19 protein-coding genes are annotated in these 25,570 nt (G+C 66.3%); 10 read left to right on the top strand and 9 right to left on the bottom strand.

Features of this window, described 5'->3' with window-relative positions; translation table 11 throughout:
• The first annotated feature begins 474 nt into the window (after positions 1-474).
• Positions 475-1,449 (top strand): MBL fold metallo-hydrolase, encoded by a 975-nt coding sequence (locus AC5YGJ_RS10385; RefSeq protein WP_309333495.1) that lies wholly within the window; start codon positions 475-477, stop codon positions 1,447-1,449.
• 106 nt (positions 1,450-1,555) lie between these two features.
• On the opposite strand, the gene yihA is transcribed toward AC5YGJ_RS10385, so the two are convergent.
• Complete coding sequence (gene yihA, locus AC5YGJ_RS10390) at positions 1,556-2,158, bottom strand: ribosome biogenesis GTP-binding protein YihA/YsxC (protein ID WP_107232034.1); 603 nt, start codon at positions 2,156-2,158, stop codon at positions 1,556-1,558.
• Positions 2,159-2,314: 156 nt separating this feature from the next.
• On the opposite strand from yihA, the gene AC5YGJ_RS10395 reads away from it, so the two are divergent.
• From AC5YGJ_RS10395 to AC5YGJ_RS10410, 4 genes are all read left to right on the top strand, one after another.
• Positions 2,315-3,115 carry a c-type cytochrome gene (locus AC5YGJ_RS10395; protein WP_496186489.1) on the top strand — a complete coding sequence of 267 codons (801 nt, stop codon included), beginning with the start codon at positions 2,315-2,317 and terminating at the stop codon, positions 3,113-3,115.
• Between the two features lie 106 nt (positions 3,116-3,221).
• A complete protein-coding gene (locus AC5YGJ_RS10400) occupies positions 3,222-3,869 on the top strand; it encodes a thiol:disulfide interchange protein DsbA/DsbL (protein WP_057497386.1) in 648 nt (215 codons plus the stop codon).
• Positions 3,870-3,976: 107 nt separating this feature from the next.
• Positions 3,977-4,810 (top strand): thiol:disulfide interchange protein DsbA/DsbL, encoded by an 834-nt coding sequence (locus tag AC5YGJ_RS10405; protein WP_496186490.1) that lies wholly within the window; start codon positions 3,977-3,979, stop codon positions 4,808-4,810.
• Positions 4,811-4,863: 53 nt separating this feature from the next.
• Positions 4,864-5,601, top strand: a complete 738-nt coding sequence (locus tag AC5YGJ_RS10410; RefSeq protein ID WP_496186619.1) for an endonuclease/exonuclease/phosphatase family protein — start codon at positions 4,864-4,866, stop codon at positions 5,599-5,601.
• A 66-nt stretch (positions 5,602-5,667) separates the two neighbouring features.
• Here AC5YGJ_RS10410 and AC5YGJ_RS10415 read toward each other — a convergent pair whose 3' ends face one another.
• Positions 5,668-6,537 carry an EamA family transporter gene (locus AC5YGJ_RS10415; RefSeq protein WP_496186491.1) on the bottom strand — a complete coding sequence of 290 codons (870 nt, stop codon included), beginning with the start codon at positions 6,535-6,537 and terminating at the stop codon, positions 5,668-5,670.
• A gap of 72 nt (positions 6,538-6,609) precedes the next feature.
• Here AC5YGJ_RS10415 and AC5YGJ_RS10420 point away from each other — a divergent pair, with 72 nt between their 5' ends.
• The 3 genes from AC5YGJ_RS10420 (at position 6,610) to fhuE (ending at position 10,059) form a co-directional block, all read left to right on the top strand.
• Positions 6,610-7,092 carry an Lrp/AsnC family transcriptional regulator gene (locus tag AC5YGJ_RS10420; RefSeq protein ID WP_496186492.1) on the top strand — a complete coding sequence of 161 codons (483 nt, stop codon included), beginning with the start codon at positions 6,610-6,612 and terminating at the stop codon, positions 7,090-7,092.
• Between the two features lie 76 nt (positions 7,093-7,168).
• Complete coding sequence (locus tag AC5YGJ_RS10425; RefSeq protein WP_496186493.1) at positions 7,169-7,720, top strand: M23 family metallopeptidase; 552 nt, start codon at positions 7,169-7,171, stop codon at positions 7,718-7,720.
• 176 nt (positions 7,721-7,896) lie between these two features.
• A complete protein-coding gene (gene fhuE, locus AC5YGJ_RS10430) occupies positions 7,897-10,059 on the top strand; it encodes a ferric-rhodotorulic acid/ferric-coprogen receptor FhuE (protein ID WP_309333487.1) in 2,163 nt (720 codons plus the stop codon).
• A 215-nt stretch (positions 10,060-10,274) separates the two neighbouring features.
• Here fhuE and AC5YGJ_RS10435 read toward each other — a convergent pair whose 3' ends face one another.
• Positions 10,275-13,085: a TonB-dependent receptor gene (locus AC5YGJ_RS10435; protein WP_475289963.1), complete on the bottom strand. Its 2,811-nt coding sequence runs from the start codon at positions 13,083-13,085 to the stop codon at positions 10,275-10,277.
• A 321-nt stretch (positions 13,086-13,406) separates the two neighbouring features.
• Complete coding sequence (locus tag AC5YGJ_RS10440) at positions 13,407-13,817, bottom strand: biopolymer transporter ExbD (RefSeq protein ID WP_409460492.1); 411 nt, start codon at positions 13,815-13,817, stop codon at positions 13,407-13,409.
• A gap of 197 nt (positions 13,818-14,014) precedes the next feature.
• Between AC5YGJ_RS10440 and AC5YGJ_RS10445 the strand changes: the two genes are divergently transcribed.
• Positions 14,015-16,000 (top strand): transglycosylase SLT domain-containing protein, encoded by a 1,986-nt coding sequence (locus AC5YGJ_RS10445; RefSeq protein WP_496186494.1) that lies wholly within the window; start codon positions 14,015-14,017, stop codon positions 15,998-16,000.
• A 30-nt stretch (positions 16,001-16,030) separates the two neighbouring features.
• Positions 16,031-17,251 carry a multifunctional CCA addition/repair protein gene (locus tag AC5YGJ_RS10450; protein WP_496186495.1) on the top strand — a complete coding sequence of 407 codons (1,221 nt, stop codon included), beginning with the start codon at positions 16,031-16,033 and terminating at the stop codon, positions 17,249-17,251.
• Positions 17,252-17,294: 43 nt separating this feature from the next.
• Here the strand turns inward: AC5YGJ_RS10450 and AC5YGJ_RS10455 are convergent, their stop codons facing one another.
• The 5 genes from AC5YGJ_RS10455 to AC5YGJ_RS10475 form a co-directional block, all read right to left on the bottom strand.
• Positions 17,295-18,041: a putative type VI secretion system effector gene (locus AC5YGJ_RS10455; protein WP_496186496.1), complete on the bottom strand. Its 747-nt coding sequence runs from the start codon at positions 18,039-18,041 to the stop codon at positions 17,295-17,297.
• A gap of 75 nt (positions 18,042-18,116) precedes the next feature.
• Positions 18,117-18,845 (bottom strand): putative type VI secretion system effector, encoded by a 729-nt coding sequence (locus AC5YGJ_RS10460; protein ID WP_496186497.1) that lies wholly within the window; start codon positions 18,843-18,845, stop codon positions 18,117-18,119.
• Between the two features lie 14 nt (positions 18,846-18,859).
• Complete coding sequence (locus AC5YGJ_RS10465; protein ID WP_496186498.1) at positions 18,860-21,784, bottom strand: T6SS effector BTH_I2691 family protein; 2,925 nt, start codon at positions 21,782-21,784, stop codon at positions 18,860-18,862.
• A complete protein-coding gene (locus AC5YGJ_RS10470; protein WP_496186499.1) occupies positions 21,781-22,710 on the bottom strand; it encodes a DUF4123 domain-containing protein in 930 nt (309 codons plus the stop codon). Before AC5YGJ_RS10470 ends, AC5YGJ_RS10465 begins: the two co-directional genes overlap by 4 nt.
• Complete coding sequence (locus AC5YGJ_RS10475; protein ID WP_496186500.1) at positions 22,700-25,402, bottom strand: type VI secretion system Vgr family protein; 2,703 nt, start codon at positions 25,400-25,402, stop codon at positions 22,700-22,702. Before AC5YGJ_RS10475 ends, AC5YGJ_RS10470 begins: the two co-directional genes overlap by 11 nt.
• Positions 25,403-25,570 lie beyond the last annotated feature (168 nt).

Consider the following 25,570-nt stretch of genomic DNA (forward strand, 5'->3'; position numbering starts at 1 on the left):
CGCATCCATGCGGCTGACACCCCGCACTCCGACACCGCCCCACCTTCGACAGGTTCACTCGGCTGTTGGTAGGTGTCGACCTTGGTCGACACGTCTGTCAGAGATCGAATGAATTTCTGGGGTCAGATCCGTTTTCCTGCGGAAAACGGATCTGACCCCAAGGGCATTCCCAACAGATCGCAGGAATCTGTCGAAGGCGGGGTGGGTCCGGTTGCGGGAGTGTCCGCGGCATGGATGCCGCGGCCAAGCCCCCATGGACGGGTTTACGGCGTCTCCCGCAACCGGACCCACCCCGCCTCCCCACAGGAAACTCGGCTCTTGACGTTGCCGTTGACGTTGATTCTGCGGGTGCAGGGCTGCAAGCCCTGCAAGCAACACCCCCTGAGCATTCCGCGCACTGCTTTGAGCGCCACGCACACGCCGGCCACGGCACGCTAGGCCAACGGAACCACCCGTCGTCCACCGAGAACCGCCATGACCCTGCGTCACCTGCCGCTGCGCTCCGCCCTGCTGCTGGCCCTGTCCTCGCTGCCACTGGCCGCACTGGCCGAAGCCACCTCGCCTGCCCCCACCCAGCAGGTGCCCGGTGTCTACCACCAGCACATCGGCGCTCTGCAGGTTACCGCCCTGTTCGACGGCGTGGTCGCGCTGGGCCGGCAGGAAGTGGTCGACGTTGCGCCCTCGCTGGTCAGCCGCCTGCTCGATGGCCGCTACGTACCCGAAGACAAGAAAGGCCTGCAGACCGCAATCAATGCCTTCCTGGTGCGTCAGGGCAACCACCTGACCCTGGTCGATACCGGCACCGCGCAGTGCTTCGGCCCTGGCCTGGGCCAGGTGCTGGGCAACCTGCGTGCGGCCGGCGTGGACCCGGCCGAGGTGGATGACGTGCTGCTCACCCATGCCCATCCGGACCATCTGTGCGGCGTGCTCGACGCCCAGGGCAAGCCGGCCTACCCCAATGCCACGGTCTGGCTGTCCAAGGCCGATGCCGATTACTGGCTCGATCCCGCCAGCGAAGCCGGCGCACCCCAGGGCGTGCGCTTCGCCTTCCCGTTGGCGCGCAATGCAGTGGCGCCGTACCAGGCCGCCGGTCATCTGCGCACCTTCAGCCCCGGCGATGCCCTGCCCGGCGGCGCGGTGGCGATGGATACCCACGGCCACACGCCTGGCCACGTCTCCTATCGGTTCGACAGCCAGGGCCAGTCGTTGCTGGTGTGGGGCGACGTGCTGCACTTCCATGCGGTGCAGTTCGCGCACCCGGAGGCGGCGTTCGAAGCGGACTCGGACCGCAAGGCGGCCACCGCCAGCCGTCGCAGTCTGCTGCAGCAGGCCACCGCCAAGGGTTGGTGGGTGGCCGGTGCGCATCTACCGTTCCCCGGCCTGGGCCACGTGCGCAGCGAAGGGCAGGCGTATGCCTGGGTGCCGGCGGAGTATTCGCCGTTGAAATGAGCCGATGAGCCCTCGTAGAGCCGAGCCCATGCTCGGCTACCGGGGCCTGGCCGCGCTGCGCGCGGCAGCCGAGCGTGGGCTCGGCTCTACAGGAAAGCCGGAAGCCTTACGCCAGACCCAGCCAGCCGCCGATCACGCCGCGGGCTTCGTCCACGCCGGTACGGTCCTCGCCAGAGAACACCTGCACGCTGACGCTGTCGCCGTAGGCCGAATGCAGCTCCTTGCGCACTTTCTGCAGGGTCTGCATCTGCTGGCTGCGGCTGAGCTTGTCGGCCTTGGTCAGCAGCGCGTGCGCCGGCATGCCGCGCTGCACGGCATAAGAGAGCATCTGCCGGTCGTAGTCCTTCAGCGGATGGCGGATGTCCATCACCACCACCAGGCCCTTGAGGGCTTCGCGGGTGCGGAAGTACTTGTCGATGAAGGCCTGCCAGTGCGCCTGCAGTTCCAGCGGCACCTTGGCGTAGCCGTAACCGGGCAGGTCGACCAGGCTGGCTTCGGGGGTGATCTGGAAGAACACCAGCTGCTGGGTGCGACCGGGCGTCTTGGAAACACGGGCCAGCGCGTTCTGGCGGGTCAGCGCGTTGAGCGCACTGGACTTGCCGGCGTTGGAGCGGCCGGCGAAGGCGACCTCGGCCCCTTCATCGGGCGGCAGCTGCCGCGCGTTGTGGGCTGAAAGGTGGTAACGGGCGCGTTCGATGAGCAATGACATATGCCTAGGATCGCATGTTGCGGCGCCGCGCGCCCGTTCCGGGGGCCGCGCGGGGCATTTTGCTGCACTGCTGCGTTGACCGTGCGCGGAAACGCCGTTGATAATCCGGGCGATGCCGGCGGCCACCGCCCGGCCCGGTCCATACGGAGCTTTAGCATGCGCCACGCTCGCGTTCTTGCCGTATCCGCCCTTGCCACTGCTGTCGTCGTTGCCGCCGCTGCTTTCGCGCAGACCACGCTGACCCCGCTGCCCGACAACGGGCCGATCAACACCGCCTCGCTGGAAGTGGATTTCAGCAAGACCCACTGGGGCGATGCCAAGGCCGGCCAGACCAAGGCCTCGGCCTGCGCGGCCTGCCATGGCGCCGACGGCAACTCCACGGTCGAGATGTACCCGTCCATCGCCGGCCAGAGCGAGCGCTATGTGGCCCAGCAGATGGCCCTGATCGCCAACGGGCAGCGCAGTTCCGGCGCAGCGGTGGCGATGGTGCCGTTCGTGCAGAACCTTACCCCGCAGGACATGCGCGATATCGGCGCGTTCTTCGCCACGCAGAAGGCCACCGCCGGCATCGCCGACGATACGGTCGTCGCCGACGGCCCCTACAAGGGCATGAAGTTCTACGAGATCGGCCAGCAGCTGTACCGCGGTGGCGACGCCAAGCGTGGGCTGCCGGCCTGCATGGCCTGCCACGGCCCCAGTGGCGCCGGCAATCCGGGCCCGGCCTATCCGCATATCGGCGGCCAGCACGCCAGCTATGTCGCCCGCCGCCTGCAGGAGTACCAGGCCGGGCAGACCCACGAGACCGACAAGAGCCACTTCCAGATCATGGCCACGGTGGCGCAGAAGCTGAGCGAACAGGAAGTGCAGGCGCTGTCGAGCTACCTGCAGGGCCTGCACAACAAGGCCGACGATGTGGCCGCTGCGGCCACGCCGGCACAACCGGTCGCCGCCCCCTGACCACCACTGGTCGGCGCGGGCCGCCACCAGCGCCCGCTCCTGCGGTATGTTTCCTTCACGCCGGCGACTGCGCCGGCGTTGTTTTTTTCAACGGAGATGCGTGTCGATGAGGTTGATTTCCCGCCTGCTGTTGTCCCTGTTGGTCCTGCTGCCGCTGGCCGCGACCGCCGCCCCCGCCAGCGCGCCGCTGGTGGAGGGCAAAGACTACGAACGCATCGCCCAGCCCGGCCCGTTCCAGCCGCTGGCCGGCAAGATCGAGGTGGTCGAGGTGTTCGGCTACACCTGCCCGCATTGCGCCCACTTCGAACCGCAGCTGGCGGCCTGGGCGGCCAAACTGCCCGCCGACGTGCGCTTCACCCCGGTCCCGGCCGCCTTTGGTGGCCCCTGGGATGCCTGGGCCCTGGCCTATTACGCCGCTGACGAAGTGGGCGTGGCCAAGCGCAGCCATGCCGCCGTGTTCAAGGCCCTGCACCAGGACGGCTCGCTGCCGATGCAGAACGTTTCGGCCGATGAGCTCGCCACCTTCTACAAGGCCTACGGTGTGACCCCGGACCGCTACCTGCAGGCGCTGCGTGGCGAGGCCGTGCAGAAGAAGGTCGATGCTGCCCGCGCATTCGCCCAGCGCACCAAGGTGCCGGGCACCCCGGCCATCATCATCAATGGCCAGTACCTGGTGCGTGGCAGCAACTTCGACGACCAGCTGCGCATCGCTTCGGCGCTGATCGCCCAGGCCCGCGCCGCCCGCGGCCGCTGAACCAACCCCTACCCTCGACACGGCGCTGTCGCCGCCGCGTGTCATCATTTCCCCTTGGCCGGTGCTGCGGTGCCGGCCCCACCTTTCCAGATGCTGGAGACGTTTCCATGAAGACCCGTTTCGCCGCCCTCGCCCTCGCAGCGCTGCTGCCGATCCTGGCGGCCTGCAAGGCCGACGACGGCACCGCCAACACCACCGCGGCCCCGGCCGAACCGGCCGCTGCGCCGGCCACCACTGAACCGGCGGCGCCTGCCGCAGGCGCCGAAGGCGCTGCACCGGCCGCTGCCGAAGGCGACAAGGCCTCTGCCGACGCCGCGCCGGCCGCCGCTCCGGCGCCGACCACCACCGCACTGACCGGCCCGGCCCCGGTGGAAGGCGCCGACTACCAGCTGATCCCGAACGGCCAGCCGTTCCAGCCGGCCGCCGGCAAGGTCGAAGTCGTCGAGATCTTCGGCTATGTCTGCCCGGCCTGTGCCGCGTTCCAGCCGCTGGTCGGCCCGTGGAAGGCCGGCCTGCCGAGCGACGTGAACTTCGTCTACGTGCCGGCCATGTTCGGCGGCACCTGGGACAACTACGCCCGTGCCTTCTACGCCGCGCAGACCCTGGGCGTGCAGGAAAAGACCCACGAAGCGCTGTATGCCGCCATCCACTCGCAGAAGACCCTGAAGGGCGAGCGCGGCACCGATTCGGTTGACGACATCGCCAAGTTCTACGGCGCCTACGGCGTGGATCCGAAGCAGTTCGCCGCCACCATGGGCAGCTTCGCGGTGAATGCCAAGACCAACTCGGCCAAGCAGTTCGCCCAGCGCAGCCAGATCAGCGGCACCCCGTCGATCATCGTCAACGGCAAGTACCTGGTGAAGGGCAAGAGCTTCCCGGACATGCTGCGCATTGCCGACCACCTGATCGCCCGCGAACGCGGTGCCGCCCAGGCTCACTGATCCAAAGGACGTTGTTCCCGGCCGTGAATTCCCCCCGTACACGGACCCTGCGCTTGCTGACGGCCAACATCCAGGCCGGCTCAAGTACCCGCCGCTACAGCGACTATGTGACCCGAAGCTGGTCACATGCGCTGCCGGCGGGGCGCAAGCGCAGCAGCCTGGACGCGATCGCCAGCCTGGCGCGCGAACATGACATCGTCGGCCTGCAGGAGGCCGATCCGGGCAGCCTGCGCTCGGGTTTCACCAACCAGACCCACTACCTGGCCCAGCGCGCCGGCTTCAACTACTGGAGCCACCAGCCGAACCGGCGCATGGGCGGGGTTGCCTCCAGCGCCAACGGCCTGCTGAGCAAGCTCGAACCGGTGGAAGTGCAGGACCACGCCCTGCCCGGCCGCATCGGCGGGCGCGGCGTGCTGCTGGCCAGGTTCGGCGACGGCGCCGACGGCCTGGCCGTCGCGGTGGCGCATCTGTCACTGGGTGCGGGCTCGCGGATGTCGCAGCTGGGCTTCATCGCCGAGCTGCTGTCCGACCACCCGAACGCGGTGCTGATGGGCGATTTCAACTGCCTGGCCGAGCGCCCGGAAATGCAGGTGCTGTACCGGAAGACCCGGCTGCAGCCGCCGGGCTGCATCGTGCCGACCTTCCCCAGCTGGCGCCCGGACCGCGCCATCGACCACATCCTGGTCAGCAGCGGCCTGCAGACCCGCAGCGTGGAAGCCGTACCAGCCGCGTTCTCCGATCACCTCGCCCTGGCCATGGCGATCGACGTCCCGACCAACGCCCTGCGCTGAAAAAAGGGGACGGAGGGGATTAAGTCGTTTGTGGCACAAACGACTTAATCCCCTCCGTCCCCTTTTTCATGTGGTGACCGGCACCTTTAGCCGCCTTGCTGTCATCGTGCTGCCCACCGAGGCCAGCACCGTGCAGCCGATCGCCAGCCACTGCAGCCCATGCAGGTGCTCGTGCAGCAGCAGCATCGCCCATAGCGCGGCCACCGCCGGCTCCATGCTGATCAGGATGCCGAAGGTCTCCTTCGGCAGGCGCTTGAGCGCCATCATTTCCAGCGACATCGGGATCGCGCTGGAGACCAGCGCCACCAGCAGGCCGGCCACCAGGATCTTCGGATCGAGCAGCGCGGCACCGGCATGCGCCACGCCCACCGGCACCACCACCAGCGAGGCCGCCAGCAGGCCCAGCGACACCGAATGCCCCGCGTGCAGGTGTCCGGCGCGCTTGCCGAACACGATGTACAACCCCCAGCAGGCCGCCGCGCCCATCGCGTACAGCACGCCGGCCGGATCCAGTGCCGGGCCGCCACCGATCGGCAGCAGCAACAGCAGCCCCACCGCCGCACAGCCCACCCAGAGGAAATCGATCGGCCGCCGCGACGACAGCATCGCCACCGTCAACGGCCCGGTGAACTCGATGGCCACCGCGATGCCGAACGGAATCGTGCGCAGCGCCATGTAGAACAGCAGGTTCATCAGGCCCAGGGTCAGCCCGTAACGCAGGATGGTGATCGCATCCGTGCGGCGGGTCTTCCAGCGCCAGGGCCGCCAGAACAGCAGCAGCAACAGCGCCGAGAAGCCTACGCGCAGCGCGCTGGTGCCTTGCGCGCCGATCAGCGGAAACAGGTGTTTGGCATAGGAGGTGCCGATGGCCAGCGAGGTGACCGAGCCGAGCACCGCCAGCGCCGGCAACATCGGCGCAAGTCGTGAGGTCTGCATGCGCAAAGTCTATTGCGCCAGGGCCGAGCACTTGGCTCAATTGACAGCCTGTTCGTGCAACTTCTGCTCACCATGGCCACCGCCCCCGTGCTCGACAGTTTCGACCGCGCCATCCTCGACCTGCTGCAGCGGGACAACACCCTGCCGCAACGCGAAATCGCCGAGGCGGTGCACCTGTCCACCCCGGCCGTGCAACGGCGGATCAAGCGCCTGCAGGACAGCGGGGTGATCGCCGCCAATGTGGCCGTGGTCGCCGCGGCGAAGGTCGGGCGGCCGCTGACCATCATCGTCGAGGTGCGCGTGGTCAGCGAGCAGCGTGAGCGCGTAGCGCCGTTCAAGCGCCGCGTACAGGACGACCCGGCCGTGCAGCAGTGCTACTCGATCACCGGTGATGGCGACTTCCTGCTGCTGCTTTCGGCCGCGTCGATGGAAGAGTACGAGGCGATCACCGAACGCCTGTTCGGTGCCGATGACAACATCGAGCGCTTCCGTACGTCGGTGGCGCTGGGCACGCTGAAGCGCAGCTTCGAGGTGCCGCTGCTACCACACCCGTAGAGTCGAGCTTGCTCGACTGCTTTGGGACCGCAAGGCAACAGCAGTCGAGCATGGCTCGACTCTACAATCGAAAGCCATGAGCACAACCACCTCCCCCGCCCGTCGCCTGCGCCGCTGGCTGCTGCGCGGCCTGTTCCTGGCCAGTGCCATCGTTGCCGCGGTGGCGCTGTGGAACAGCCCGTGGGCGGCCGCACCGCGCATGCTCTGGTCGCTTTCGCAGATGCCGGCCGCCACGCACCTGCCGGTACCGGTGGACGGCATACGCCCAAGCCAGATCGCCGACACCTTCGGCGCACCACGCCGTGGTGACCGCTCGCACGCCGGCATCGACATCTTCGCCAGGCGCGGTACACCGGTGCGCAGTGCCACGGCCGGCGTCATCGCTGATGTGCGCGATGGAGGGCTGGGCGGCCGCCAGGTGTGGGTCATCGGTCCGGCCCGCGAACGCTACTACTACGCGCATCTGGGAAACTGGGCCGAGGGCCTGGCGCGCGGCCAGGTGGTGCAGGCCGGTGAACTGCTCGGACAGGTCGGCGACAGCGGCAACGCCAGGGGCACGCCGCCCCACCTGCACTGGGGCATCTACGGCGCCGACGGCGCACGCGACCCGCTGCCGCTGCTGCGCTGACCCACCTGCCCGCATGAACAACCAGCCGGTTCGTTCATGATTTGTAAATAGGAATAGTTCGTATTACCATTTCTTTCGTTTCCGGTGGTGCCAGGACGGCCTGCCCGCCCTTCCCCTACCCGTAGCGCCTCGCCTCCTGGATGCCGGCCGAGCGCGCGTGCTCGTCCAGGAACTCCATGACCGCTCCCACCTTCCGTACCCCGCAGCCGCAGCGGCTGTCCGTTGCCGTGCTCGTTGCACTCTGTGCCCTGGCCCCGGCCGCTTTCGCCGAAACCGCCGCCGACCCGACCACCCTCGACAAGGTGGTGGTGAAGGGCGAGCGTGCCGAAGGTTACTCGGTGCGCCGCACCTCGGCCGGTACCCGCTTCGACCTGGCGCCGCGCGAGATTCCGCAGTCGGTCAGCATCATCAGCCACCAACGCATCGAAGATCAGAACCTGGACGACATCATCGACGTGCTGGGCAACACCACCGGCATCACCAGCACCCAGTCCGACAGCGAGCGCACCGAGTTCTATGCGCGTGGTTTCTACATCGATGCCTACCAGTTCGATGGCCTGCCCACGCAGATGGTGCAGAACTGGAGCTACGGTGACTCCGGCCTGGACCTGGCGCTGTATGACCGTGTGGAAGTGGTGCGCGGCGCCACCGGCCTGCTCAGCGGCGCCGGCAATCCGTCCGCATCGGTGAACCTGATCCGCAAGCACGCCGACAGCGCCGAGCTGGCCGGCAGCGTGTCGGTGAACGTCGGCAGCTGGGGCCGCACCCGCACCACCGTGGATGTGGGCAGCGCGCTCAATGCCAGCGGCACCGTGCGCGGCCGCGTGATCGGCAGCTACCTGGACACCGACGCGCAGATGGACCGCTACAACCAGCACAAGACGCTGGGCTATGCAGTGATCGATGCCGACCTGACCCCGGACACGCAGCTGAGCGTGGGTTACGACTACCAGCAGAAGCGGGCCAACGGCGCCACCTGGGGTGGATTCCCGATGCTGTACTCCGACGGCTCGCGCACCGGCTACGACGAATCGTTCAACGCCAGCCCGAACTGGACCTACTGGGATACCACCAGCAAGCGTGCCTTCGCCACCCTGCAGCATGCCTTCAGCAATGGCTGGAAGTTCAAGCTCGGCGCCACCCACGATGAGACCAAGGCCGACGACAAGCTGTTCTACCCCGCCTACAACGACTGGACCAGCGGCGCGTCGTACTTCGACAAGACCACCGGCGCGGGCATCTCGCCTTCGGCAGGCTTCTACAACACCGAGCGCAAGGTCACCGGCGTGGACGGCTATGTCGACGGTCCGTTCCAGTTGTTCGGCCGCGAACATCAGTTCATGGCTGGCCTGAGCTACAACAAGCGCGACTACGCCAACTACGGCGACTACCAGATCGGCGGCGCCGGCCAGACCTGGAACCCGTTTGCCAGCTACCTGAACTGGACCGGCAACATCAGCGAGCCGAACTGGAACCCGCTGGCACTGGCCAGCGAAGGCACCATCACCCAGAAGGCCGGCTACGCCGCCGCACGCCTGTCGCTGGCCGATCCGCTGAAGCTGATCATCGGCGCCCGCTACACCGACTGGAAGAGCGAAGGCGAAGGCGCCGACCGCGCGCACAAAGTCACCACGCCGTATGCCGGCCTGGTGTTCGACATCAACGACACCTACTCGACCTACGCCAGCTACACCGAAATCTTCCAGCCGCAGACACTGAAGGACCGCAACGGCAGCTACCTGGATCCGGTGGACGGCAAGAGCTACGAAGTGGGCGTCAAGGGTGCCTGGTTCGACAACCGACTGAATGCTTCGGTGGCCGTGTTCCGCATCGAGCAGGACAACGTCGGCCAGTCCACCGGTGAACCGGTCATCGGCGGTACCGGCGGCGAAACCGCCTACCGCGCCGCGCGTGGCACGGTCAGCCGTGGCTTCGAGTTCGAGCTGAACGGTGAACTGGCCCCGGGCTGGAATGCCACCTTCGGTGCGTCGCGCTATGTGGCCAAGGACATCAACGGTGCCGACATCAATACCAACCTGCCGCAGACCGCGCTGAAGCTGTTCACCAGCTACACCCCGCAGTCGCTGCAGGCACTGACCGTCGGTGGCGGTGCCAATTGGCAGAACCGCATCTACTATCCGGTGCCGGCCTACGGTCGCATCGAGCAGAGCGGCTATGCGCTGGTCAGCGCCTTCGTACGCTACCGCATCTCGCCGGAGTTCAGCGTGCAGGCCAACCTCAACAACCTGCTGGACAAGCAGTATCTGTCGCAGATCAACGGCTACGGCGCGTTCGGTGATGGCCGCAACGGCTCGCTGACCTTCACCTGGTCGTTCTGATCCAGACGCGGCGCCGGTGCAACCCGGCGCCGCGCTGCCCGTAGCGTCGAGCTTGCTCGACTGCCCTGCTCTTGTAGAGTCGAGCCATGCTCGACTGAACTGCGAAAAGTTAGTCGAGCGAGCTCGACTCTACCAAAGCACGGCAAGCACACCGCCCGCCCGGTCCAAGCAAAGCAAGCGCCGCGCCGGGAGGATCCCGGCGCGGCATCCCACCATCAGAAGCGCAGATCCGCGCGCAGGTACCAGTAGCGCCCACGCGGGATGTCGTAGGTCGAAGCGTCGTAGCCGTTCAACGAGCACGACAGGCAGATCGGCGGATCCTTGTCGAACACGTTGTTCAGGCCAGCGCTCAGCTGCAGCCCCTTCATCCAGTCGATCTTGTAGCCCACCTGCAGGTCGTGGAAGGTGGTGGCCGAGAGCGTATTGGTGCCCGCCGCCTGGTTGCTGCACACCGGGAAGGCCACCGCGTCACCGCAGTTCTCGGTCAGCTCGGAGATGTGCCGCACCGTCCAGTTGGCGCTCCAGCGGTCCAAGGTCCAGGCGATGCTGGCATTGCTGGTCCATTCCGGAATCGAGCTGTCGGCCACTTCCACACCCGGCTTCTGCGGCTGCCTCTGGCCGGCCGCACCGGTGGCCTCGTAACGACCGACGAAGGTGTTCTTCCAGCCCAGCTTGAACTGGCCGATCGAGCTCTGCGGCAGCGTCCAGAACAGGTCCACATCCCAGCCATCGGTCTTGATCGAACCGAGGTTGGTCAGGCGGTTGTTGAAGCTGCTGACCGCACCGGTGCTGGCGCGCGTGATGCCATCGCAGTAGACCGGGTCGAGCGTATCCACGCACAGATCCAGCTGGGTCTGCGCGTTGATCGCCTGGATCGCACCATCGATGGCATGGCGGTAGAAGGTCACTTCCACGTCGAAGCGCTCCGACCACGAGGTGTTGTTGCCGAACCACGGGCTCCACACGAAGCCGGCGCTGAAGCTGCGGGAACGTTCCGGCTCCAGGTCGCGGTTGCCGCCGGTGGTCACCGAAATCTGCGAGTTGGCCTGCTGGAAGCCGGCCGGCACACCCAGCGCGGCGCAGTTGGCGGCGCTGCCGCGCGGCGGCGTGCCACCCAGGCCCACCGAGCACGGATCGAACAGCTGCAGATCGGCACGCGCGGCCGAGCCGTACAGCTCACCGATCGACGGTGCGCGGAAGCCCTCGGCGTAGGTGGTGCGCAGCACGAAGTCATCGGTCACCTGCCAGCGCAGGCCGTACTTGGGGGTGAACTCGCCGCCGAAGGTGGAGTAGTCCGAATAGCGGCCGGCCAGGCTCAGGTCCAGCTTCTTGCCCAGCGCGGAGTCGGCGAAGATCGGCACGCTCAGCTCCAGGTAGGCCTCGTTGACGTCATACGAACCGGAGGTCGGCTGCGACGGCACGCCGTTGTAGTGGCCGATCACGGTCAGCGGATCCGGCTGGTACCAGCCCTTGTACTTGCGGTACTCGTAGCCGCTGGCGAACGACACCGCGCCGGCCGGCAAGGTGAACAGTTCGCTGGACAGGTTGGCGGTGAACAGGCTCAGTTCGTTCTGGCTGCGGTCGCGCACCACCGGCTGGATCCACTTCAGCATGTCCGGGGTGATCGAACCGGCGCCGCCGAAGATGTTCAGTGGCACGCAGCCCGGCGTGGCCGCACACACCGCCGGGTCACCCAGGGCCATGTTCACGTTGTAGATGTTGTAGCTGCCGTAGTTGGTCTGTTCGGCCTTGTTCTTGCTGTACATGCCGTTGACGTCCCAGTACCAGTTGCGGTCGGCCGCATGGAAGTCACCGACCAGGCCGGTGGCCACGTAGGTGGTGTTCACCTCCTGCTTGAACACGCGTGCGCCGCCTTCCACCGGACGCCGGCCGATCAGGCTCATGTTGCCCGAGGACACCAGGTCGAAGCCGAACGGGTTGTACGGGTTCAGGCGCGAGACCACGATGTTGTCGGCCAACGGATTGCCGGTAGCGCCGTCGGGACCGAAGAAAAGCGGTTCCGGGCCGGCCTGGTTGGTCGACTCGCGGCGGTTGCCCAACGCCTTGATGTACCACTGCACGTTGTCGGTGATGTCGAAGCGGAACTGGCCGAACAGGCCTTTGCGTTCCGACGGCGTCAGCACCATGTTGTACTCAGCGAAATTGAAGCGGTCGGCGCTGGTGAAGCAGTGGTAGTCATCGCTGCGGTTGCAGCCGGCGCTGCCGTCATAGCGCGGGTTGCTCACGCCGGTGTTGGGCACGATGTCCTGCTCGGCACCGGTGTTGGGATCGACGAAGGCGAAGCGACCCTGCGGAATGCCGCCGCTGCCGAAGGCCAGGCCGGTGCCCGGAATCGGGAAGCGCGACTGCTCGCGGTCGCGGGCAAACACCGGGTCCTGCTTGGTCCAGCTGGCACCCAGGAACAGGCTGTAGCGGTCACCGCTGGTGCCCCAGGCCAGGTCCACGCCCTTCTGCGTGCCATCGCCCTTGCTGTACTCGCCGTAGTTCAACGTGACCTGGCCGCCATCGAACTCGCGGCGGGTGATGATGTTGACCACGCCAGCGATGGCATCGGAGCCGTACAGCGACGATGCGCCGTCCTCCAGCACTTCGATGCGTTCGACGATCGCCAGCGGAATGGTGTTCAGATCGGTGGCCGCGCCCACGCCCGACGCCGAGGACTCGTTGACCCAGCGGATGCCATCGACCAGCACCAGCACGCGCTTGGCACCGAGATGACGCAGGTCGACCTGGGCCGAACCGGCGCCCACGCCGCTGCCATCAGGCGGGAAACCGAAGTTGCCGGACGAATTGAACTTGGCGTTGAGCGCCGAGCCGGAACCGGTGAGCTGCTGCAGCACTTCACCGATCGAACTCAGGCCGGTGCGCTCGATGTCGCCGCGGGTCAGGGTCTGGATCGGCACCTGGCCTTCCACTTCAGCACGCTTGATGCGGGTGCCGGTGACTTCCACCGCGTCCAGATTGGTGGTGGATTGCGCAGCGGCACCCAACGGTGCAAGGGCCATCACGCACAGCGCAACGGCAACCGCCAACGGGCGGTGGTGCAGGTGATTCATTCGCTCTCTCTCCAAAGGAATGTCGGGACATGGGCTGCCGCGCTCCCCCCTGCATGGCGGCAGCGTCTCCTTTGTAAACAAGCGGTAAAAATCACGGCGTGATGATCGACACTTTTTCACACAGAATTGACGCAATTACCTGCCAATCGCGTCAGATCACTACAGTTAAAAACCGGACGGTACTGTTCGAAGCGGGCGGTGTGATGCCGGGCACGACATCACGCGCCGAGACTTGCCAGCGGACATCAAGCGGCCTTGCCGGTGCCGGCGCTAGTAGCCCTGCGCGGTGACGCGAAGGCCATGGTCCTGGATGGCGAGCAGCACCCGCGCCATGTCGCCGTAGTCGGTACTGTCGGCGGTGGTCAGGTGCAGCGAGGGCTGGAGCCCCGGTGGCAACCGCTGGAGCTGGGCCAGGGCACGCTGCAATGCCGGGTCGTCCAATGGCTGGTCATTCCAGTAGAGGCCGCCGGCTGCGTCGAGACGCAGTGCAACCGATGCCGGCAACGCGTGGCCAGGGCCCGGCGGACACACCGTACGCTGTTCGAACGGCCGCAACGCTGTCGTCTGCGCCATCGGCAAGGTGGTGATCACCAGCGCCAACACCACCAGCAGTACATCCACCAGCGGCGCCAGATTGATGCCGGACATCAGCGCACGGGTGTGCACAGACACATAGCGCATACCACGCTCCTTCGCGGAAACAGCGGCCCACGCAGGGCGGGCCGCGCTGTGCCGGAATCATCGCACGATTGCAATCAGCGCCACCGGTTGTCGCTTCTGCCGCCCCCGCATGGACACCGCCCCGGCCAGATCCATCGCCAGCCCATTCCATCCAAGGCGTGCACACGATGCGAAACTGAATTCAGCCAACGCCCGCTATGCTCAGCGCCATGACCCGACGCACTTCGACCGCCCTGTCCCTGCTGCCCTTGGCCACCACGCTGCTGATCGGCTGCGCCAATGCCCAGTCCCTCGACGCCCAGAACGCGCAACTGAAGGCTGCCATCGCCGCTGCCGAACGTGGCCAGTTCGATCCCGGCCAGGCCGCCGCGCTCAGCCGCCATCCCGCCTATGGCTGGCTGGAGTACGCCAACCTGCGCCGCAACATCGACACCGTCGATCGCGCACAGGCGCAGGCCTTCCTCAAGCGCTACGACGGCCAGGCCGTGGCCACGACCTTCCGCAGCGTGTGGCTGCCCTCGCTCGCGCGCCGCCAGGACTGGCCCACGCTGCTGGCCAACTGGGCGCCCACCGACAACGTGGGCCTGCGCTGCGCGCAGCTCACGGCCCGCCAGGTGACCGGCAAGGTCGATCCGCAGTGGATCAGCGAAGCACAGGATCTGTGGCGCAAGAACGGCAAGTCGCTGCCGGACGGCTGCGACGCGGTGTTCGCCGTGCTGCAGGCGCAGGGGGGGCTGAGTGACGCCCTGCGCTGGGAACGCATCGATGCCGCCGCCGACGCACAGCAACCGGCAGTGATGCGCAGCGCCGCGCGCGGCCTGCCTGCCGCCGAGCTGGCCCAGGCCAACAGCTACGCCGCCTTCGTCGACACGCCCAATGCCAGCGCGCTGAACTGGCCGCGCACCGAGCGCAGCCGGCGCATCGCCACCGATGGCCTGGAAAAGCTGGCCAAGGCCGACCCGGGCGCCACCGAACAGCAGCTGCCGCAATACGCGCAGGCACTGGGCCTGAGCGCCGCGCAGCAGGGCCAGGTGCTGTACCAGATCGCACTGTGGACGGTGGCCTCCTACCTGCCCGACTCGGCGCGCCGCCTCAACGCGGTACCGGAGTCGGCCTACGACGAGCGACTGCACGAATGGCGTGTGCGCGAAGCGATGTCGCGCGGCGATTGGCCGGCAGCGCTGACCGCGATCCGCAAGATGGGCAGCAAGCAGCGCAGCGATTCGCGCTGGGCCTATTTCGAAGGCCGCATGCTGGAAAAGACCGGCCAGGCATCGCAGGCGCAGCCGCTGTTCCGCGACGCCGCCCGCGCGCCCACCTTCCACGGCTTCCTGGCCGCCGACAAACTGCAACAGGGCTACACCCTGTGTCCGTGGAAGCCCAACGACAGCGCCCAGGCGCAGGCCGCGATCGCGCGCGACCCGGCCATCCAGCGGGCGATGGCGCTGTACCAGATCGACCGCACCGGCTGGGCCGTGGCCGAATGGAACAGCGCGTTGTCGCGCTTCGATGACACCCAGCGCCGCCTCGCCGTGCGCGTGGCACAGGACAACGGCTGGTTCGACCGCGCCGTGTTCGCGCTCGGCAAGCAGCCGCAGGAACAGCGCCTGTACGACCTGCGCTTCCCGCTGCACCACGACGCCACCATCCGCCGTGAAGCCGCACGCAATGCACTGGACCCGGCCTGGGTGGCCGCCGAGATCCGCGCCGAGAGCACCTTCACCCCGCGCGCGCGCTCGCCTGCCAATGCGATGGGCCTGATGCAGGTGCTGCCGACCACTGGCGCCAGCGTGGCCAAGTCGATCGGCCTGACCGGTTACGGCGGCGCCGACAGTCTGTACGACCCGGACACCAACATCGCCATCGGCACGGCCTACCTGCGCCAGCTGATGAACAAGTACGACGGCCTGCCCTACGTGACCATCGCCGCCTACAACGCCGGCCCGACCCCGACCGCGCGGTGGCAGAGCCAGCGGCCGGGCTATGACCCGGACCTGTGGATCGAGACCATCAGCTACAAGGAAACGCGCGAGTACGTGGCCCGCGTGCTGGCCTTCAGCGTGATCTACGACTGGCGCCTCAACGGCGATGCCCTGCCGCTGAGCGACCGCCTGATGGGCCGCCTGGTGGACAAGCGCAAGAACTTCAGCTGCGCCGCCAACGCCGACCAGGGCGGGGATTGATCACACCGCGGTCGTGCGATGATCCCGCCCATGAAGATCTATCTTGTCGGCGGCGCCGTGCGCGACCGCCTGCTGCAGTGTCCTGCCGGCGACCGCGACTGGGTGGTGGTCGGCGCCACGCCCGCGCAGATGGAGGCGCTGGGTTACACCGCCGTGGGCCGCGATTTCCCGGTGTTCCTGCACCCGAAGAGCGGTGAGGAATACGCACTGGCGCGTACCGAGCGCAAGTCCGGCCGCGGCTATCGCGGCTTCGTGGTCGATGCCGATCCGGCAGTGACCCTGGAAGAGGATCTGCAGCGCCGCGACTTCACCATCAACGCGATTGCCTGCGACGAAGACACCGGCACGCTGGTCGATCCCTATGGCGGTGTGCGCGATCTGGAACAGCGCGTGCTGCGCCACGTCGGCCCGGCCTTCGTCGAAGACCCGCTGCGCGTGCTGCGCGCGGCGCGCTTCATGGCGCGCTTCGCGCCACTGGGCTTTACCGTCGCGCCAGAAACCATGAACCTGATGCGCGAGATCGCCGCCAGTGGCGAGCTGGATGCACTGGTGCCGGAGCGGGTGTGGCAGGAACTGCGCAAGGCCCTGGTCAGCGCACAGCCCTCGGCGTTCCTGCGCACGCTGCACGACGCGCATGCGCTGGGCCCGATCCTGCCCGAGCTGGAAGCGCTGTACGGCGTGCCGCAGCGTGCCGAATTCCACCCCGAAGTCGATACCGGCATCCACCAGGAAATGGTCAGCGACATGGCCGCGAAGCTGGCGCCGGGCGATGACCTGGTCGGCTTCGCCGCCCTCACCCACGACCTCGGCAAGGGCCTGACACCGCCGGAGGAATGGCCGCGCCACATCATGCACGAGCAACGTGGCATCGAGCCGCTGAAGGCCCTATGCGCGCGACTGAAGGTGCCCACCGAGCACCAGCAGCTGGCCGAAGCGGTCTGCCGCGAGCATCTGAACGTGCATCGCATCGACGAACTGCGCGACGCCACGGTGCTGGAACTGCTGGGCCGTTGTGATGCATTGCGCCGACCGGAACGTGTGGCGCGCATCGCGCTGTGCTGCGAGGCCGACAAACGCGGCCGGCTGGGCTTTGAGGACAGCGACTACCCGCAGGGCGAAACGCTCAAGCGCCTGCATCAGGCTGCAATGTCGGTGCAGGCGCGGGACCTGGATACGACGCACTTGAAAGGCCCAGCGATTGGTGAAGCGCTGGCCAAGGCACGGGTAAAGGCGATTGCGGCGGCTCGGTAGGGATGAGCGGTTTGCTGGGGAGGATGGTGCGAGGAGCTGCTGGTCAGTACCTGAAATAGGTATCGCCCAGCGCGGGATGGTCGCCCGGCTGACGCTTCTGCTTGGTGATACGCCTCAGATTGATGCGCTTTGCGTTGGGCCAACCCAGCGTTTCGAATATCGCATCGGCCATCTTTGCGAACCGCGTGAAATGGCGGCCAATTCTGAATCCAAGGTAGAAGCAAACCAGAACGCATATCAGGTACGCATCCGCGATCATCTCCAGGGGTGCCAGTCCGTCTCCCGTGAGGGCGTTGATCAGGAAGAAACCGATGTAGATCATGTACAAGGGTACAGATAGAGCCAGCGAGTACATGGTCACCGCGATCCAGTGGGCCCAGCTACCTGAACTGACATACGGATAAGAGACGATGAGTCTCTTCTGCTCATCAAGCACAGACAGGGCGATGAAGTTCCCCGCCTTGTCACGACGCCCGACCACCCGCACGGAGTCGCCCTCATTGAAGGGCCAATTCCAGAACAGCCCCTTCACCAGCATCTCGCCAAACCGGAATTCAACTCTGGTGGCGGGCTCTTTCGTTTCCTCATTGGACATCATCGCCATGCCAGCGGCGGGACCGCTGAGGCCCAGCGCGGCGGCAACGGCGCCCGTGGCCGCCATCTTTTCGCGATCCCCGTCGCGCCAGAAGACGTTCTGCACCACGTGTCTGACCCGTAGGTTGGAAATGACACCGGCATCTGTTTCGAACAGCACTTTGCCAGGTGTCCGCAATCGACTTTGAGTACTCACTACAATCTCCGCAAGGCACAGGCCTCCCAAGGGCGATAGACATCAGCCGCCAGTGGTTTCTATGACCACGCACGTTCAGTACCTGAAGTAGGTATCCCCAACACCGGAACCATCACCCTCTCGCGCTCGACCGAACCGTCGGGCTCTAAGGTTTATCTTCTTTGGATTACTCCAGTCCAGCGCAGCAAATACCATATCTGCCATCCTCGCAAATCTAGATAAGCGACGTCCGATCCTCCATCCGATCACGCCAAAAATTATGGCTCCGGCAATGCAGGCGCCAGAAATGACTTCGAACTTGCTATCGGATTTAACTTCCCAGACAAAGGCAGTTGCGAGAGCGGCTGCGCCCCCCCACCAAACTACTGAGATCCCCAAGGAGACCCAGAAGACACGCAGCCAGTGCGAGGCACTGCCCGCCGTGACGTGCGGATAGGAAACGATCAGCCTCTGGTCTTCGTCCAGTACAGAAATCGCAAAGAACGTTCCATCGGGCCGTCGCTTGCCCACCACTCGAACCCTCTGCCCGTCCCTGAATGGCCAGTTCCACAGCAGCGCAGATACCGATAGTTCTCCCAGCATGAACCTGACTCGCACCACTGGCTCCGGCGCCCCTTCGCCTGACATCACCGCCATGCCTGCCGATGGCCCACTCAACCCGAGCGCAGCTGCAACTACACCTGCTGCGGCCATGTGCTCTCGATCGTCAGAACGGGACAGAACATCCTCCAACGCATGTTCAACGAAAAGTCCTGAGATCACACCAGCCTGCGTATCAAGCGGACTTCTGCTCGGAACCTCCATGTGCTGTGCATCTTTCACAACTGCGATCTCGTAGCTACTTCCGTGATTGCTTTGTCAAATGCGTCCTTCTGCTTCAGAACGACCACCTGTCTGTTCCTGCTATTGCTACCCGGGCCCAGAGCTTTACTAGCCCCCTTCCCGAATACGTTGGACTCACACCACTTCTCGAGATCGCTCGGGCTGATTGCCCACACCGTCACCTCAATCACAAGCAATGCCAATGCAATCTCCCAGCCGCTCAGGCGCAATATCCAACTACCAAGGCGTTTCATAGCCTGACTAGACAGAGCGAACTCCCCTTCCTTCGCGGCGGCAGCCTCTAGCCCAGCCCTCAATCCACGAAGGCCCAAGCTCAACGAATTTCGCCCCAAATGGCGCTCAACTACGGGAGATGAATAAGCTAGCGCGGTGAGAAAATTCGCAGTACCGATCGCCGATGTTAGCGCCGCCTTCATCAGCAAAGCCGCAGCAGTCCAGTGCCGCTCATCCTCAAGTCGATCTTTAAAGTCCGACAGACTGTAGTACGCCCCAATAAAACTGCCCGCCCCCGCCATCACACTCCCGGAAACCTTCATCCGTATGGCACTGGCGCTGCCTTCGCCAAAAAACTCCTTCGCCACAGCCTCATGCACACCGGTATACACAGCCACAAGCGACATTCCAGAAGCCAATAACGTCGCGTAGTCACGGGTCTGCTTGTCCACCTTCGTGGCCAGATGGATGAAGTTCACCATTTCCAGCACGCCGGTCAGCGAGTTCAGGCGCACCACGTTGCGGCTGCTTTCTGCCGCAGCCTGCCAACGCGTGCGCATCGCCAGCGCACCGTGATGCAGCTCCAGGTCCCGAAGTGCGAACTGCATCGGAAGCGCGCTGCCCTTGGCGCGATAGAACTGGATACGCTCCAGGAAGTAACGCTTGCCCTGCTGGCCGCTGCTCAGTTCTTCGGCCACCAGGCTGACGGCCTCATCGCGCTCCATCAACGCCCGCGTCAGAAGCACGAACCGGACCATGGCATTGCCGGCGGTATCCTGGATGCCCTTCATCGGGAATCGATTCAGCAGGAACGCGCCGGTGGTGGTGACAAATCGATCAATGCCGCTGTTGCGAAGGATGCGGACACTGGCGGTGGATGGCACTGCCTCCTTCTGCGCAGCCTCAATCTTGCGATAGTTGGAGATGAAGGTCTTCAGATGCGCCGTCCCGGACACAAAGGCCGCCCAGCTCGCACCTGCAGCGGACAGCACGGTGTTGGCCCCAGCCTCAGCCGCCTTGAGCGTCTGCTGCAGCTCCAGCCTGGCAGCGTCCTGATTCTGCGCAATGACTCGCCAGAGCAAGGACGATCTTCCGGTCACAGCCAGATCGCCAGCCAGTTCAGTCAACAGCGTTCGGCCGATCTCGTGCATGCCAAGCACCGCGATGGCGTCGGCAATGATCTCCTCGAACCACACTCCCTGCGCCGCAGATTGACCATCAAAGTCCTCCAGCGTTGCGAGCAGAAGATCATGGCGGAGCCACGCAACCAGCACCGACATCTTCGGTCCCAGCCGGTCGAGTACCTGTTGCGTCATCGCGTCCATGTTCTTCTTGAACGCGGTGAAACGGGGCTCGTCAATCAGTGGCCAGTACTTGTTTTTCCACGCGTCCTGGGCGTCCTTCAGGTAGAGCGGCAGGAACTGGCGTTCATACTCCCGCGCGAGTTCCCGCTTCTCCTCCTCGGAAAGCTTTACCTTGGGATCCCATGGGGGAAGCGAGGGATTGCCGAGGCGGCGCTGACGCTCCACTTCGCGCACCGTCTGTGCCGCGTAGTTCCCTGCCATTACCGCACCATTGAGCTCCAGCAGGCGCGAGATCTGTTCGATCTGGTCAACAGCGCTGACTTCCAGCTCGCGCTCGCTCTTGAACTGGTTGATGCAGGCAACCAGGTCGTTGCAATAGCCGCTGAGCTCGTGCACGACGCCAACCGCATCCCACAGCCCCAGCAGCATGGGCGGGTACTCCTGCCGATCACTGCCAATGCGCCCGTTGCTGCTGTGTTGCTGCAGGCGTTCAAAACGCTGTTGACGCGGGTCGAAACCTTCGCTGCGAGGATAGTCCCGCCGTGACCAGGGGTAACGCGTTCCATGCGCGTGCAGCCGCGCCTTGCGAAGCGCTCCGTCCGGATTGGAGGCACCCGGGAGCGCACTGCTGTACGGAAGGTCTGGCGGATCACCTGAGGGGTTATCCAGCCATCGATATTCCATGACCGAGGCCAGCCCGGCGGCATCCTTCAATGGCGCTTGATCGCCTTCTGCTCTCGCCGACGTGATCCATGTGGCTGGTTCGATCGGCTGCATCCGCTCAGCGCGCAGGTCCGGATCAGCCCCATATCGATCCAGCGTCGCTGGCGTCCAGGGGTGTTGGGAGTAGGCAAGCCAGACCGTTCCGCACAGATCCGGGCGTTGGATGGTGATGAACTCCGTGCGCATCGGATCGTGGCCACTGCGGCCACAGCTGGGCAGGCCACCGCCTGCGATCGCGCGGGCACTGTAGGCGGTGGGTTGCCGCCACAAGGTGCCGTTCTCGGCGATGGCGTAGCATTCCCAGTATTCCGGACCGTAAGGGCCCTGCTCGTAGTACAGGTACAGCAGACCCTGGCGCAACGTTCTGAGCGCGTAGGTGTATTCCGCCTCACTGACATCAACATCGCTGGCGTGTGCGGGCGACAGGCCACCAAGGCCGACGTTGCAGCTGGCAGGCACCACCGTGTAGCGCACCGGCAGGATGGCCAGCCCGGTGGAGCGGCAGATGTCGCAAACCAAGCGGTTCGGCGATTCCGATGGCACCACGGTTACAGCAGGAAGGTCGGATATCGTTTGGCCGGCCTCGCTGCGGATCCCCCTATTGCTGGTACCCGCATAGGAACCACTCGCGTTGCTTCCATCCTCGTCGTGCGGCGTCATGTGGATTTCCCTCCCTTGATTGCAGATGCGTCTGCCGACGACGCCGCGCGGATGCGCTGCCACTCCGCGTCTTCAAGCCGCAGTACGAGTTCGCCATACCGCTCACCCTTCGCGACTTGCGCCAGTAGCGCCTGGACCGTGGGATGCCTGTGAAAATGAGGCCCGATAGAAAGACCGTGCGTGGCGAACAGATCCAGATCAGTACCGCTGGGAACACCACTACGGCGTCCTTCTCCGACACTGCGCTGCACCTGCGCGAACGTGGCGCGATCCGGCGGCGTTCCGGCTCGCAGCGCGCCGATCCACGCCTGGTTCAATGCACCGATGGATTCCAGCTCGGGCCAGGACACGGCGGGGTCACCGGGCAGTGCAGGCGCCACGGCGTTGCTGATGGCCCACTCTCCCCATCGATCCAGGAACATCCACGTGGTGACACCTTCAAACCGATACGCCCGTTGCGAGCGCGATGAGCACTGCAGGAACAGATCCGTCACCATCGGGTCGTAGAAGCGCAGCCACCGCTTCCGGCCCTGCGCATGCGGGCAGTGCGCGACCGCACGCTCGGCCAGCTGCCTGGCCAGCTGTGGTGTCAGCAACGGCGTCCATACCCACGCACACGCACGTTGTGGGCGCGCAGCCAGCAGTGACGACACCGAGCGCTGCGCCATCGCCATTTCCACCGCCTGACCCGACAACAGGGAATGCGGGCCTTTGCCCAGGTCCAGGGGGATCAGGGACGGCCACAGGGCCTTCGGTATCTGTCGAATGGCGACGGGAACCGGCGCTATCCCGACCGATTCCAGCAACGCGTCGAAGGCCTCATCGCGCTCGCATCGATCTTCCGCCGGCTGCATCAGCAGGTGGCATTGCCCCGCACTGCTGCGGTCGATGGCAACCAGCTGTTCGCACAATGCTTCAACCGACATCGGCGAAGGCCTCCTGCCGGCGCACGGCGGCATTCAAGTGCGGCTCACAGCCCTTGAAGCGCCCAGCAGGCACCTTCGCCTCCCCCGCCACACTCGCCGGCCCCACCCAATCGCGCTGGCTGGCCTTGAACTCCACCTTCCCTGGCGCGCCCAGCTCGATGTTGTCGCCCTCAATGCGGATGTAGGCACCGGCCGCCGTCGCCAGCAGATGCTTGCTCGGTGCCGACAGCTGCACATCCGCCTCAGTGCTGGCGATACGCACCTGGGTCTTGGCTGCCACGATCATCTGGTGCTTGTGCGCGCGCGCACTCACCTTGCCCTGCGCGGCGTGCAGCGCGATGCCGCGCTCCTGGTTCGGGCTTTCACCGCTGGGCTGCACGCCGGCGGTGTACAGCACCAGCCCGCCGGCCACCGCCATCGTCAGTGAGCCCTGCGTCATCCAGTTCAGCGCCACGCCGCTGGCCAGCGTGGTGTGGGTACCGCTCACCCACACCTGGTCGGCCGGGGTCAGGCTCAGCACGCCGGCCACGCCACTGCCCAGCAGTACCGGCGCGCTCCAGCCCGGCGCTTCGCCATCGCCCCCGGCGATGCTGCCGGCGGCGCTGCCGCTGTGGGTGGCGCGCAGCGTCTCCTGCAATTCGGTCAGCGTGGCGTCCACCGGCAGTTCGGTCGGGTCGTTGGGCAGCTGCGCCTGCTGGTTGACCGCCGATTCGGCCAGCTGCTGCAGCAGCTGCTGGCTTTCCTGCAGCTGGCTCAATGCCTGCGGCGCCGCCATCTGTGGCGTGCCCTGTTCGGTAGTCAGCAGCAGGCCACGGCCGGCGCGCAGCGCGCCCTGGGCCTGGGTGGACAGCTCCACGCCAAAGCCGCGCTCGCCCTCGCGCACGTTGTCCTGGCCGCCCTTCAGGTGGCCCAGGGTCAGCGTGGTCTCGTGCTGGGTGGTGGACAGCTGCGCGCGGCCCTGCCCGGGCGTGTCGTCGAAGCGCAGCTGCTGGTAGCCGCCGGTACCGCCCTGGCTGTCGGCCAGCGCCTGGCTCTTGAAGCCGGTGTACACCGCGGCGTGGTCATTGCCCTCGAACCAGGCGGCGGCGTTGCCGGTGGCGCTGGCGCCGCCGCCGTTGATCTGGTTGTGCGGTGCGTCCTGCTGGCCACGGCCGTTGTAGACCGCACCGACCACCACCGGGCGGTCGATGTCGCCTTCCAGGAACGCCACCAGCACTTCCTGGCCGCGCCGCGGCAGCACCACGCCGCCCCAGTTGTCGCCGGCCCAGGGCGTCATCACCCGCACCCAGGTCCAGGCGCCACCGTTGGCCGGGGCGTTGTCGTCACCACCGGGATGGGCCAGGCCGCTGCTGGCGTTGCCGCCGCGCTGCCACGGGAACTGCACCTTGATGCGGTGGTCGCGGTCGGACAGCAGCGGCTCGCCGTCACTGACCACGATCGCGCTGAGCGTGCCGGTGATGGTCGGGCGCGGATGCAGGTGCGCGCCGTGGCCGTCCTCGGTCTGCGGCCGGTAGCTCACCTCGGCCGGAATGGCGACGAAGCGGTTGTCGTAGAACGCGGTGGACACCTCGCCAGACGCCTGGCCATTGGCCAGACCGGACAGCGCGCCCGGCAGGGCCGGCGCGGCCACGCTGGACGGGCCCAGTGCCTGCTCCAGTGCATCGAACACGTCGGCATCGAGGTTGTTGCGTGCCTGATGGTGCACCGACAGGCACAGGAACTGCGCGTCCTCGCCCACCTGCGGATGCTGCGACAGGCCGAAGCGCGCGCCCGGCGCCAGTGCCCGCCATTGGCCGGCACCGTCGATGGTATGCGCGCGCACGCGCAGCGCGTCCAGATGCTGCTGCGCGCGGCGCTGGCCGCGGGCGTTGTCCTGCCAGCCGTAGGGGCCGCAGGTGTCGCGGTCGACGATGCCGAGGTCGTTGCTCTGCGCGGCCTCGGCGCTGGCCTGGCGCCGCTCCAGGGTGCGGTAGTCCCAGGTCGCACGCTCGACCTTGCCCGGTCGCCAGCGGTGCGCGGTGGACCACTGCTGCACGCTGTCACTGCGCTCGCTTTCGTCGCGGCGATGGAAGCGCACGCTGCCCAGTTCGGCGGTGTCGTGGCTGTGGTCGGCCAGCACCAACGTGTGCGCCCCGAAGTCCGTGCCGCCGGGCTCGCCGGCATGCTCGAACCAGTAATAGATGCCCTCTTCGGCCAGCAGGCGCTGGACGAAGGCCAGGTCGCTCTCCTGGTACTGGGTGGTCAGGCTGCGTCGTGCGTACTGGCTGGCGTCACCCAGCGACCAGCGCCAGGCCGGGGCCAGCCCGCTGTAATCGGCGAACAGGTCTTCGACGATCTCGACCACGGTCTTGTCGTGGAAGACGTAGCTGTCCACCCGCTGTGACAGGAACGCCAGCCACGGTTGCAGGCGCAGCCGGTAGCGGGCCAGCCCGCCGTTGCCGCCCAGCCGCTCGGCGGCGGTGATGCGGCCATGCAGCGGGCGCACGCTGCCATCGGCCTGTTGCAGCTGCAGCAGCGCGCCCTGCCCGATCAGCGGCGCCAGCGCCAGGCCGGCGTCCAGCGACAGGGCGGTGATCGTCCATTGGAAGCCGAGGCCGTCGATCTGCTCGACGCCATCGAGGGTTTCGGCGACCAGCACATCGGGGCCGCACGGCGTATGCAGTCTCAGGAAGCGATGGGCATCCTGGGGCATCGCCAACGCCGAGCGCAGGGCAATCCATTGCGAAGAAGGTGAAGAAGGTACAGAGCCATCCATGGGGCAACGCGCGCAGGACCAAGGGGCCGTGAGCGTGTTGCGGGAATTGGGACCGATGAAGAGGCAAAGACGACACGGCAGACAGGGCCACCGTGAAACGCAGGC

The organism is Stenotrophomonas sp. CS3K5 (genome assembly GCF_059515225.1).